Origin of the sequence: Bradyrhizobium sp. SHOUNA76, assembly GCF_023006445.1 — a bacterium.
GTDB lineage: Bacteria > Pseudomonadota > Alphaproteobacteria > Rhizobiales > Xanthobacteraceae > Bradyrhizobium.
The window spans coordinates 1-12682 of record NZ_JALBHA010000141.1 but is presented as its reverse complement, the minus strand read 5'-3'; the positions used below and the strand labels follow the sequence as shown (position 1 = coordinate 12682).

Annotated in this window: 12 protein-coding genes; 3 read left to right on the top strand and 9 right to left on the bottom strand. The window is 64.4% G+C overall.

The window, feature by feature from the left end; translation table 11 throughout:
* A partial coding sequence (locus MOV74_RS16975; protein WP_246924607.1) for a Spy/CpxP family protein refolding chaperone occupies positions 1-991 on the top strand: 991 nt, incomplete at its 5' end.
* Between the two features lie 18 nt (positions 992-1009).
* Here the strand turns inward: MOV74_RS16975 and MOV74_RS16970 are convergent.
* From MOV74_RS16970 to MOV74_RS16930, 9 genes are all read right to left on the bottom strand, one after another.
* On the bottom strand, positions 1010-1873 hold the full coding sequence (locus MOV74_RS16970; RefSeq protein ID WP_246924601.1) for a sugar phosphate isomerase/epimerase: 864 nt from the start codon (positions 1871-1873) through the stop codon (positions 1010-1012).
* Positions 1873-3063, bottom strand: a complete 1191-nt coding sequence (locus MOV74_RS16965; protein WP_246924598.1) for a dihydrodipicolinate synthase family protein — start codon at positions 3061-3063, stop codon at positions 1873-1875. The genes MOV74_RS16970 and MOV74_RS16965 overlap by 1 nt, the downstream gene beginning before the upstream one ends.
* A 123-nt stretch (positions 3064-3186) precedes the next feature.
* The gene (locus MOV74_RS16960) at positions 3187-4338 is read right to left on the bottom strand and encodes a Gfo/Idh/MocA family protein (RefSeq protein ID WP_246924594.1); all 1152 of its coding nucleotides are present in this window, start codon (positions 4336-4338) and stop codon (positions 3187-3189) included.
* 5 nt (positions 4339-4343) lie between these two features.
* On the bottom strand, positions 4344-5732 hold the full coding sequence (locus MOV74_RS16955) for a hypothetical protein (RefSeq protein ID WP_246924590.1): 1389 nt from the start codon (positions 5730-5732) through the stop codon (positions 4344-4346).
* Between the two features lie 216 nt (positions 5733-5948).
* A complete protein-coding gene (locus tag MOV74_RS16950) occupies positions 5949-6794 on the bottom strand; it encodes an ABC transporter ATP-binding protein (protein ID WP_246924587.1) in 846 nt (281 codons plus the stop codon).
* Positions 6795-6912: 118 nt separating this feature from the next.
* Positions 6913-7905: an ABC transporter substrate-binding protein gene (locus MOV74_RS16945; protein ID WP_246924584.1), complete on the bottom strand. Its 993-nt coding sequence runs from the start codon at positions 7903-7905 to the stop codon at positions 6913-6915.
* 57 nt (positions 7906-7962) lie between these two features.
* Positions 7963-8772: an ABC transporter permease gene (locus MOV74_RS16940; protein WP_246924580.1), complete on the bottom strand. Its 810-nt coding sequence runs from the start codon at positions 8770-8772 to the stop codon at positions 7963-7965.
* Between the two features lie 329 nt (positions 8773-9101).
* A complete protein-coding gene (locus MOV74_RS16935; protein WP_246924578.1) occupies positions 9102-9809 on the bottom strand; it encodes a TetR/AcrR family transcriptional regulator in 708 nt (235 codons plus the stop codon).
* 202 nt (positions 9810-10011) lie between these two features.
* Positions 10012-10860, bottom strand: coding sequence for a VOC family protein (locus MOV74_RS16930; protein ID WP_246924575.1), 849 nt, complete (start codon positions 10858-10860; stop codon positions 10012-10014).
* A gap of 212 nt (positions 10861-11072) precedes the next feature.
* Here MOV74_RS16930 and MOV74_RS16925 point away from each other — a divergent pair, with 212 nt between their 5' ends.
* Both MOV74_RS16925 and MOV74_RS16920 read left to right on the top strand, forming a co-directional pair.
* On the top strand, positions 11073-11966 hold the full coding sequence (locus MOV74_RS16925) for a sugar kinase (protein WP_246924573.1): 894 nt from the start codon (positions 11073-11075) through the stop codon (positions 11964-11966).
* A 5-nt stretch (positions 11967-11971) separates the two neighbouring features.
* Positions 11972-12682: ribokinase (locus tag MOV74_RS16920; protein WP_246924570.1), on the top strand; the 711-nt coding region annotated here is incomplete at its 3' end.

The window sequence follows — 12682 nt, the reverse complement described above, 5'->3', positions numbered from 1 at the left end:
AGCGGCCCTCGTCGCCCGTCAGAGCGGCTGGGCGCCGCGGCAAGCCTGGCGTCACCGCCATCCCGCGGTGTTCGTGGCGTGGCTCGGCCCCGTGTTCTGGCCTTATGCCTATTCCGACATTTTTGACTACACGTTCTGGTCTTATGCTTACGAGCCCGGCTATTGGGCCTATGCCTATGACGACTTCGTCGACACCGTGTTCTGGGGCGGTGACGGCCCCTATTCCGCCTATGCCAGCATCAACCCCAATGACGATCCGCAAACCGGCGGCGGCCGCGCACGGCCGCGCGCCAGCGTGAGCCCGCAGACGCTACGGCAATTGTGCGGCACACCGGACAAGGGCGTGACCGCCTGGCCGCTCGACGATATCGCGCGGGCGGTGCGGCCGGCGCCGGAACAACGCGCGCTGCTCGACGAGTTGAAGACCGCGGCGGCCAACGCTGCCGGTGTGTTCAAGGACTCCTGCGCTGAGACCTATGCGCTGACTCCGCCTGGCCGCCTGCGCGCCATGATGAACCGCATCAGCGCGACGCTGGAAGCCGTCAAGATCGTGCGGCCAGCCCTGGAGAAGTTCTACAACTCGCTCAGCGACGAACAGCAGGCCCGCTTCAACGCGCTTGGCCCCCATGTCGGCGAGCGCTCGTCACAGCCGCAGGAAGCCAGCGCCGAGGCCTGCGGCGATCCCAAGTCCGGACTGACCCAGTTGCCGATCCAGAAGATCGAGGCCGTGCTCCACCCGGCAGGCAAGCAAAAGGAGGCGCTCGACCGCCTCGGCGAAGCCACGGCGAAGGGCGTTGAGGGCCTACAAGCGGCCTGTCCGAACGATGTGCCTCTGACGCCGGTCGGACGGCTGGAGGCGATGCAGCATCGGCTCGAGGCCATGCTGACGGCCGCCAAGCTGGTCGAACCTGCGCTGGACGAATTCTATGCCACGCTGAGCAGCGAGCAGAAGGCGCGCTTCAACACCCTGCAACGGGTCGCAGGCCCGTAAGGGCAGCGCGCCCGTGACTTAGACTACCGTCTTATGGCGCGTGATGCAGGCGCGGAGCACCTCGTCCATCGATTTGCCCCACCACTCGTTGGAGAATATCTCGATCTCGGAATAACCGGCAAAGCCCTGCGCTTCGACCGCTTCGCGCACCGATTTGATGTCGATGACGCCGTCGCCCATCATGCCGCGGTCGTTGAGGATGTCCTTGGTCGGCACCAGCCAGTCGCAGACATGGAAGGCGAGCAGGCGGTCCTTGCCGGCGCGCGCGATCTGGCCCATCAGCTCCGGATCCCACCAGATGTGATAGACGTCGAGCGCGACGCCGAGCATGCCGGTGCGGGCAGGATCGAGCCGGTCGCAGATGTCGAGCGCCTGCTTCGTCGTGTTCACGCAGGCGCGGTCGGCCGCATAGGCCGGATGCAGCGGCTCGATCGCCAGCGGCAGCTTTGCCTGTTTGGCGTAGTCGAGCATGTCGGCAAGCGCTTCCTCGACCTGCCCACGGGCCGCCACGATGTCCTTCGAGGCCGCGCTGCCCGGCCGCGAATATTGCGGCAGGCCGCCGACGACGAGGACGATGCAGGGCGCGCCCAGCGCCTTGGCTTCATCGACGCAGCGGCGATTGTCATCGCGCACTTCGCCGCGGCGCGAGGAGTCCGAGGTGAACATGCCGCCGCGGCAATAGCCCGACAGATCGAGGCCGGCATCGCGCACCGTGCGCGCGGCACGCTCGAGACCGACGGATGCGACCTGATCGCGCCAGGGATCGATGGCGCGGATGCCGTGCTTCGCACAGGCATCGATGATCTCGACGAGGTCACCCTGCTTGCGGACCGTCGCCGTGTTCAGCGACAGCCAGCGGTGGTCGGACGAAAAATCGCGCATCAGGATTCGATACCGTGGGTGGCGAGCACGGTCTTCATCCGCTGCGTCGCGAGTTCAGGATTGGCGAGCAGGCCGGCCTTGTCGGCCAGACGGAACAGTTCAGCCAGATGCAGCGTGGAGCGCGTGCTTTCCTGTCCCCCGACCATGGTGAAATGGTCCTGATGGCCGTTGAGATAGGCCATGAACACGACGCCCGTCTTGTAGAAGCGCGTCGGCGCCTTGAAGATGTGGCGCGACAGCGGCACGGTCGGCCCGAGCACGTCGTGGAATCCGGCCTTATCGCCAGCCGCCAGCCGCGACAGCGCGTAGGACGCCGCCGGTGCGATCGCATCGAAGATGCCGAGCAGCGCGTGCGAAAAGCCTTCGCTGTCGCCGGCGATCAGCTCGGCATAGTTGAAGTCGTCGCCGGTATACATCTTGATGCACTTGTCGAGGCGCCGGCGCATGTCGATCTCGCGCTGCTTGTCCAGGAGCGAAACTTTGACGCCGTCGACCTTGGCGGCGTTGCCGTTGATGATCGCGACGGCCGTATCCATGGCCTTGTCGAGATCCTTGGTGCCCCAATAGCCCGACAGTGCCGGATCGAACATGTCGCCGAGCCAATGGATGATCACGGGCTCGCGGACCTGCGACAGCACGCGATCATAAACCTTCGCATAGTCATCGGCGTTGCGCCCGAGTTTTGCCAGCGCGCGCGAAGCCATCAGGATGATGCGACCGCCGACCTTCTCGACCGCCGAGACCTGCTCCTCATAGGCGCGGATCACGTCGTCGAGGCTCCTGGCATCCTCGACCGCGAGATGGTCCGTGCCTGCACCGGAGAACACCAGCGCATTGCGGCGCTTTGCGGCACCGACCGAACGCGTGATCAGCTCCAGCGAAGTCGGCCAGTCCAGGCCCATGCCACGCTGCGCGGTATCCATGGCTTCGGCAACGCCGAGGCCGAGGTCCCAGACATGCTCGCGGAAGGCGATGGTCTTGTCCCAGTCGACGGTGACGGAAAGCCAGGGATCGTTGTCGGCGAAGGGATCGGCGACCGTATGCACGGCCGAGAAGGCGATGCGGTTCAGCGGCCCTTCGAGCTTTGCAGGGAACGTGCGCGAGGCCGCAAGCCGGTAGGTCTCAATGGACCGGTCGGCTTTCGGCAGCTTCAGCGACAACGACGACATCGGTAGGACGGGCTTGTTCATGATTTCAGACCTCTCCCGTCATTGCGAGGAGCGAAGCGACGAAGCAATCCAGAGTCTTTCCACAGAAGCAGACTGGATTGCTTCGCTTCGCTCGCAATGACGACATCATAAGCATCGAAATTGTCAGACCTTGATCGGGGCGACGTCGATCCAGCGCCGCTCCTTCCAGCTCTTCAGCGCGCATTCAGCGAGTTGCACGCCCTTGACGCCTTCGAGCAGCGTGAACTTGTAGGGCGCTTCCTCGTAGACGTGGCGGATGAACATCTCCCACTGCTCCTTGAAGCCGTTGTCGTAGGTGACGTTGTCAGGCAGCTTCTGCCAGTCGCCGTAGAAATCGTGCAGCCGCTTCTCGTCGGGATTCCAGACCGGCCTCGGCGTCGCCTGCCGCGCCTGGATCATGCAGTCGGTGAGACCTGCGACCGCCGAGCCGTGCGTACCGTCGACCTGGAAGGTGACGAGGTCGTCGCGATAGACACGGGTCACCCAGGACATGTTGATGTGGGCGATGACGCCGCCCTCGAGCTGGAACGTCGCGTAGGCGGAATCGTCCGCCGTCGCCTTGTACTTCTTGCCCTGCTCGTCGAAGCGCTCGGGGATGTCAGTGTTGCCGATGCAGACGACGCTCTGGACGTTGCCGAAGAGATTGTCGAGCACGTAGCGCCAGTGGCAGACCATGTCGAGGATGATGCCGCCGCCGTCCTCGTCGCGGTAGTTCCAGGACGGGCGCTGCGCCTCCTGCCAGCCGCCTTCGAACACCCAATAGCCGAACTCGCCGCGCACCGAGAGGATGCGTCCGAAGAAGCCGGAGTCGCGCAGGAAGGCGATCTTCTTCAAGCCCGGCAAGAACAGCTTGTCCTGCACCGTGCCGTGCTTGACGCCCTTGGCATTGGCGAGCTTCACGACTTCGAGCGCTTCCTCAAAATTCGTCGCGATCGGCTTCTCGCAATAGACGTGCTTGCCGGCATTAATGGCCTGGGTCAGCAGGCCCGGGCGCGCCTGCGTGGTCGCGGCGTCGAAAAACATGGTGTCGTTCTTGTCGGCGAGCGCCGCATCGAGGTCGGTGGTCCAGCGCGTGATGCTGTAGCGCTTGGCGAGCGCCTCGACCTTCTCGGCGCTGCGGCCGACCAGGATCGGATCGGGCATCACGCGATCGCCGTTATTCAGGCGGACGCCACCCTGCTCGCGGATCGCGACGATCGAGCGGATCAGATGCTGATTGAGCCCCATGCGGCCGGTGACGCCGTTCATGATGAGGCCGAGGCGTTGCGTGGTCATGCCAATTACTCCTGAAGTGATGTTGGCGGTTCGAGCGGGCGCAGTGCCGACCAGTCCGGATGGACCGCGGTCGCAAAGCCCGTTGCGTTGAGCGATCCCGTCAGGAGACCGCCGTTGCGAATGGAGAGCCGGATGCCCTGCCCGGCATCGGCATAGAGATCGGGATGCGCGGCCGCGAAGGCTTGCGCTTCGGCGGAGGGCGTCTCGCCAAACCCGTCGACATAGTGGTGGCCGTTGCGCTCGGCGTGGGTGACGCCGATGAAGGCACCGAGCGCGAGATCCTGCTGCACGGCAAGGCCCGCCTGGCAGGTGAGGTCCTCCCCGGTCACGATGAACCTTTCGCCGCCCGCGCTCCACTTCGCCGCGCGCGTCGCGTTGACGATGGACTTGTACAGCCCCTTGCAGGACTTCGAGGAAATGCCGCAATAGCCCAGCGCCCGCGCCGCCGGGAATGCATCGTAGGAATCGTCGGCTTCATCGATGATGAAGCCATGCGAAGCCAACGAGCCGAGCGGCGATTGCCGCGTGATGTCGCGCGGCATCGGCTGCTCGACATAGAGCAAGCGCGAGGCGATCGGCCGCAATGCGAGATCATGATCGAGCCGGTCCATCAGCGCGCCCAGCACGGCAAGATCGGCGTACTGCTCGTTGGCGTCGAGCGTCACCTTGGTGTCGCGCCCGAGCGTATCCAGCTCCTTGCCGATCCGCACCAGCCGCGCCGCATCGGCTACAGGATCGCCCGACAGCTTCAGCTTGAAGTAATTTGCACCGGCGTTTTCATGGGCATCGGCAACACCGCCCTCACCTTCGACGGTATCATCGAGGCCAACGGTATGCCTGATGGCAACACGGGGCAGCGGCTTGCGGCTGGAGAGAAACGTGCTGATATCCCTCTCGTTCAGGTCAGGAGACAGCCGCGCGTCGATGCCGGCAATGTTGGCGCCCATTCCGTCGAAGAAGCTGGTCTCGACGCCGCGCAGCAGCGCATCGAGGATCGCCTTGTCGATCTCCGCCGGACCATAGGCCGCCGCAAGCGCCGGAATGTTCTTTTTTGCACAGGTCGCGACCTGGGCACCGATGCATGAGGCGTGGAGGTCAAACGCAGTCAGAAATCCCGTCCGCGCCAGATAAAGCCCGCGCGCGATTTCCAGCGAGCGACGCAAGCCATCGACCGTCTGCGCCGGCGACAGCTCCGGCCGTTTGTCGAACCATTTCGGCACCAGCAGCTCGGCGCTGGCCCCGACCGCGACGCCCCTGCCCTCGACCTCGATCTCGACGCGCACGAACAGCTGCGGCGTCGCGTTGATGGTGACAGCGCCGAAGCGGAACGGCCGCGCGAACTGCACGGGACGTTCGAAGAAGGCGATGTCTCGCAGCTTCAGGCGCGGGGACATGATCTTGCAACGCAGCGAGGTGAACTTGACACGAGCGGTGTAGCCGCGGACGACGCGCCTCTCCCGCTTGCGGGAGAGGTCGGCACGAAGTGCCGGGTGAGGGTTCTATCCTCTTGGGGAGTCTTGCCAGCGGAGACACCCTCTCCCCGACCCTCCCCCGCAAGCTGGGGAGGGAGCGCACCGGCTTGGTGGTGGCTGGCGGCGTATCCCATAATCTCAGTCCAGCGAACCTTGCGAGAAAAAGTGCTTGCGGATGCGCTGCACCAACTCGGTGAAAACAGGGTCGGCCATCACGTCGAGCGAACGCGGGCGCGGCAGCGGCACATCGTAGATCGCGGCGATCGCACCGGGCCGCTCGGTCATGACCAGCACGCGGTCGGCCAGGAACACGGCCTCGGGGATCGAGTGCGTGATCAGCAGAACCGTCTTTTTCGTCTCGCGCTGGATCCGCATCAATTCGACATTCATGCGCTCGCGCGTCAGCGCATCGAGCGCGCCGAACGGCTCGTCCATCAGCATGATCTTGGGATCGTGCACCAGTGCGCGACAAATCGAGGCGCGCTGCTGCATGCCGCCGGAGAGCTGCCAGGGCAGCTTCTTCTCGAACCCTTCGAGCCCGACCAGCTTCAACAGCGCCTTGGCGCGATCGAGATATTTTTGCCGCGGCAAGCGCTTCATGTCGATCGGCAGCATCACGTTGCCGAGGATGTTGCGCCAGGGCAGCAGCAACGCATTCTGGAAGACGATGCCGACATTGCCGTGCGGCGTCGTCACCTTCTCACCCTCGACCAGGATCTCGCCCGTGGTCGGCGGCAGCAGGCCCGAGATCAGCTTGAGCAGCGTGGACTTGCCGCAGCCGCTGGGGCCGACCACGACGAAGAACTCGCCGTCATTGATGTGGAAGTCGAGCGGCCGCAGCGAGGGCACATCGCCATCGCGCGTCCGGTAGGTCTTGGACACGCCGGATAGCTTGATGCCGGATGCATCGCCGGCACGGTCAGACACCAGACGCAGGTGCGCGCTCGGCTGCGCGTCACCTACCGTTTTCGCTGCTGGGGTCATCTCAATTCAACTCGGCAATTATGAACCGTCATTCCGGGATGGTCCGAAGGACCAGACCCGGAATCTCGAGGTTCCGGGTTCGCCCTTCGGGCGCCCCGGAACGACTGTGGTTGTCGACTCACGAGCCACTCTTCGGCAGATAGTCGTTGGTGTAGAAGGCCTTCGGGTTGTCCTTGGCCTTGGCGTCGAGACCACCATATTCGACCATCAGATTGACCGAGTCCGTCATGTTCTGGTCGGTGACCTGGAACGGCCGCTTGCTCTTGGTCTCCGCGGTCCGGTAGAGCGGAATGGTCAGCTCAAAGCCCTGCGTCAGCGTGTCGATCTTGCCGCCCTTGGGATTGGCATCGAGGATCGACTGTGCCGCGGCCTTCGGCTCCTTCTCGGCGGCTTCGACCGCCTTGGTCGTCGCCGACATGAAGCGGCGGACGAGATCGGCATTGGCCTTCACATAATCGGCGTTGGCGATGATGCCTGACGACACCATGTTGATGCCGTAGTCCGCGAACTTGATCGGGTAGACGTCCTTGCCGGTGGCGTCCTTGATCTTCATTGACTGGTCCATGACGTAGCCGAGAAGCAGATCGGCCTGGCCGTTGATGACGGCGTTGAGCTTGGTCTGGCCGTCGCCGGCAACAGTTTTGAAGTCGCTTTCCTTGAGGCCGGTCTTCTTCAGGAACAACGGCCAGATCTGGGTCATGGAATCGGCCGGCGTGATCGCGACCGTCTTGCCCTTGATGTCCTCGGGCTTCTTGATGTTCTTGTCGGCGAAGCCCATGGCGGACATCGGTGAGGTCTGGAGCAGCACGCCGGTCGCAACCACGGGCGCGCCCTTGATCGCGGCGCGCATCATGGTGGGGACGTCGACATAGCCGAAGTCCGCGGTCTTGGCGGCAACCGCCTGCGTGGTCGCGGCCGAGCCGCGGCCTTCCTGGATCTCGAGGTCGATGCCTTCGGCGGCGTAGATACCCTTAGCCTTGCCGTAATAGAACGGCGCGTGCTCACCATAGACGTACCAGTTCAGCATCAGCACGACCTTGTCGGCCGCCTGCGCCGGCATGGCCGCGAAGGTCATCAGCACCGCCGAGACAGCCCCTATCCACCGCTTCATCGTTACTCTCCCTTTGCCGTTGTTGCGTCGGCTGTTGATGGCCGTTCGTTGGTTTAGTTAAGAGGCGAAAATCACGTCCTCACGCTGGCTGACATGCCAGGGAATGACCAGCTTCTCGATCCGGTCCACGACCCAGAACAGGATCACGCCGAGCAGCGCCAGGATCACCAGCGCTGCGAACATCGTCGGCAGGTCGAAGGTGCCGATCGAGCGCTGCATCACATAACCGATGCCGGAATTGGAGCCGACGAATTCGCCGACGACGGCACCCACCACGGCGAGCGTCACCGACACTTTGAGGCCGGAGAAGATCGCGGGCAGCGCGTGCGGCAGATTCACCGCACAAAACACCTGGAAGCGGCTGCCCTGCATCGCACGGGCGAGATCGACCATGTCGGGGTCGACCGACTTGAAGCCCTGAACGGCGGAGACGACCACCGGGAAGAAGCCGAGCAGGAATGCCGAGATGACTTTGGGAATGATGCCGAAGCCGAACCACACCACGAACAGCGGCGCGATCGCGATCTTCGGCACGGATTGCGAGAACACCAGCAGCGGATAGACGTAGCTCTCCACCGTCTTGGACCCCGCGATCAACATCGCGACGGGAATGCCGAACAACGCTGACAGCGCGAAACCGCAGACGGTCGCATAGGTCGTCGGCCAGGACTGGCGCAGCAGTTCCGGCCATTCCGTGCGCAGCACTGCGACGACATCGAGGGGCGCCGGGATCTGGTAGGCGGGAATCCTGAACAGCCGGATCGAAAGATCCCAGGCGACCACGATGAAGACCAGGAACAAAAACGGCCGAATCCAGGCCGCATTCAGCATCCTGGACACTGCACCTTGCTGCTTCAGCTCGGCCAATTCTCACTCCCGGCATTCTTGTCGTTGGCGGAGAAATTAACCCGTTGGATAAATACTGTCCAGAGCTTTCCCTGTGACGTTTTGCGGCGGGTTCCGGGCTGTTGGGGTGAGTATCCGCACTGGCGCTCCTTGTCCCGGCCGCGCTGCAGCGCTCTTGCGTGCTGCGCTGCGTCCGGGGCACGGGACCGCCCACTCTCAGTGTCATTCCCCGCGAAAGCGGGGTCCAGTACGCCGCGACTTCACCGTATCCGCTGGCGCCTCTGGAATACGGGATCGCCCGATCAGGTGTTCAAGTCGGGCGATGACAGCGGAGGTTGGGGAAACAGCGACTAAGCCGTCTGAACGACCGCGCTGCGCGACTTTGGCGCTTTCGCGATCTCGAACAGCGCGACCGACTGCCCCGTCAGCGCCGCGAGGACGAGGCCCACCATGTGTGCCAGGCGCTCGTCCTTGGCCTTCTTATCCAAGAGATCGCGGCCGAAGATCACGCTGAGCGTCGCGGAGTTCGAGAGATAGAAGAAGCACAGCCCTGCGATGGAGATGTAGAGCTGCACCGGATCGACCGAGACCTGGAAATCGCCGCTGTCGACGCCGCGGTGCACCACTGTGCGGATCATCTCGACGAAGGGCGAGTGCATCGACTTGACCTTGGTCGACTTCTTCAGGTGCTTTGCGCGCGCGAGGTTCTCGGTCTGAAGCAGCGACAGGAATTCGGGATTGCGCAGGAAGTAATTCCAGGTGAACTCGATCAGGCGCCTGATGGCCTCGGGCGGGTCGAGATGTTCGAGATCGAGCCCGCGCTCCTCGCTGCGGATCTTGTCATAGGCGCCTTCGAGCACCGCCAGATAAAGCTCGTCCTTGTTACCGACGTGGTAGTAGAGCATGCGCTTGTTGGCGCCGGCCTTGGCCGCGATGCGGTCGACGCGCGCGCCGGCAAGGCCATGGGCGGAAAATTCCTGCTTGGCGGCTTCGAGAATGCGCAGCCGCATCCCCTCGGGGTCACGCTGCCATTTCAGAGTTCGCTTTGCCTTCGCCAAACCGGGGTGCTCGCTGGGTGCTCTAGTGACGCATGTAACACGCGCACGGGCGTTTGAGAACGATCTCGTGCCCCGGACGCAAGCCTCATAGGGTGGGCAAAGGTGCACTTGCGCGCCCACGTCTTCGCATCAATTGGGCCAAGACGTGGGCACGCTCCGCTTTGCCCACCCTACGAAGGGTTCGAACGGAGGGCGCGGCGCGCTACTCCACCGGCTTCGGCGAGCGCTCCAAGAGCACCGTCTGAATCCCGCAAGTGCCGTTCCGTACCGTCATGATCCGCGTGCCGGGCTTGCGGCCCTTGCGGACTTCGGTGACGTCGAGGCCTGCGGCGATCAGGCGGGCGCGCGTTGCGTCGATGTCGGCGACGCGCCAGCTCAGGCCCCACAGACGGTCATGCGTGAGGTCACCACCGGCAACGGGCCGGCGCACCACCTCGACGATGAGGTCGCCGCAGCGGAAGAACATCAGCTGGCCCCAATCCTGGTGCGAGCGGTCGAGCGCCAGGTCGAGGCCGAGCCGCGCGCCGTAGAGCGCGGCGGCGCGTTCGGAATCCTCGGTGGTGATCACGACATGGTCGAGCGCGTCGATCGGCGCGATGTCGGTCGCCGGGGAGAGCGGGCGCTCATCGGCGAGCTCGAGGAAGAACATGCGCACGCCGCGCGTGATTTCCGTGGCGGCACGCGTGCGCTTCCAGTGCAGGACGTTGCCCGATTCAGCGTCGCTGCTTTCGACCTCGGCGACCGGCTCCGGGCTCAAGGCCACCCGTTCCAGCCGCCGGTGCATCCTGCCGATGTCTGCGACACGAAAGCACAGGCTGGCGAGCACGCCTTCCTGGTCGTCGAGCAGTGCCCGCATGCGATCCGCGGTCACGCTGAAGCCGCTCGGCGCCATCAATTCGATCGTCATGTTGCCGAGGGTGAACAGCACCCGATCGGCGCCTTCGCCCGAGTTCTGCCAGGCCGGCGCGCGGGCGAGCAGCGTCTGGTAGGCCGCCTTGGCCGCACCGATATCGCTCACCAGAACGACGATGTGATCGAGCCCGGTGATCATCCTGCACCCATTTGATCGACTTGGAACCCACGGACCGAAAGACGGCGTTTGTCCGGGCTTGGCATTGGCCTGACATGGTCGTATTCCGGCAACATGCTGACCTCAAGCGCTTCGGGCGGCAGTTTTGCGAATAATTTCAGCGTCCCTCCGGAGCGGAACCGGTGCTAGAGTAATCCCGCCGGCCGGGACCACAAGCGCATCACGGACAAGCAATGCAGGCTCTCTTCATCGGACAGACCTATATCGACGTCGTCTTCATCACCGACCACATGCCGACCGGCGACGAGAAACACGTGGCATCGGACTACGCGGTCTCCTTCGGCGGCAACGCGGTGACAGCGGCTTTCTGCTGCGCCAAGCTCGGCATCGTGCCCGATCTGATCGCCACCGCGGCCAATGACTGGCTGGGGCGCATGTTCCAGGACATGTGCGCGAAATACGCGATCTCGCTGCACGGGCGGAAGGTGAACCAGTCCTCGCTCTCCTTCATCATGCCCAAGGACGGCAAGCGCGCCATCGTCCGCTGCCGCGACGACGAGCACATCCACCCCTTCCCGATGCTCAATCTCGGCGGCTGCCGCGCGCTGCACGTCGACGGCCACCAGCCGGATGCTGCGATCCACTACGCCAAAGTGTGCCGCGAGGCCGGCATTTTGACCTCGCTCGACGGCGGCGGCCTGCGCACCAACACGCATGAGCTGCTGGAATTCATCGACGTCGCCATCGTCGCCGAGCGCCTGTGCGAGCAGATGGACCTGACGCCGGAGAAGATGCTCGATTATCTCAAGAGCCGCGGCTGCAAGATCGGCGGCATCACCATGGGCGAGAAGGGCCTGCTCTGGTACGACGAAACAGGGACGGTGCAGGTGATGCCGGCGATGCCGATCCCGCGCGAGCGCGTGATCGACACCAACGGCGCCGGCGACGTCTTCCATGGCGCCTATGTCTATTCCTACCTCGCCCATCCCGGCAAAAGCTGGCGCGAGCACTTTGATTTTGCCCGCGCCGCCTCGACCTACAAGATCCAGCGCCTCGGCAACGAGGCCGGCCTGCCGACGCTGGTCGACATCGCCAAGGTCAGACACGAGTTCGAGGTCAGGGTCTAGTTTCAATGGGGCGCGTCTTCGTCGCCGGCAGCATCAACATGGATGTGGTGGCGACCGCCGATCGCCATCCGAAGGTCGGCGAGACCGTCGCCGGCCGGCAGGTGCTCTATTTTCCGGGCGGCAAGGGTGCGAACCAGGCGGTGGCGGCGTCACGGCTCGGTGCGCGGACCACGCTGATCGGCCGGCTGGGCAGGGATTCGTTCGGGGCCGAGTTGAGGACGTTCCTCGGCGATCAGGGGATCGATCTTGGCTCCGTCCGCGACGCGGACACGCACACCGGCACCGCGATCATCACGGTCGCCGCGGCCGACAACACCATCGTCGTCATTCCCGGCAGCAATGCCCTGGTCAGCGCGGATGATGTCGCGGATGTGCCGCTGGCGAAGGGCGATGTCGCAGTCAGCCAGTTCGAGATCCCGCTTCCGACCATCGCCGCCTTCTTCCGGCGCGCGCGCGAGGCTGGCGCCGTGACCGTGCTCAACCCGGCGCCGGCGCTAGAGATGTCAGGTGAGCTGCTCGCGCTGGTCGACATCCTCGTGCTGAACGAGACCGAGCTCGGCTTTCTCGCCGGCGTGGAACTGTCGGAGCGTGACGAAGCCGCACGGATTTTCGACGTAGCGCGGCAGCTTCAGGCCCGGCAGGATCAGACCATCTGCATCACGCTCGGCAGGCGCGGCGTGCTCGCGCTGGCCGGGCGCGAAGAGGTCGCGGTGCCC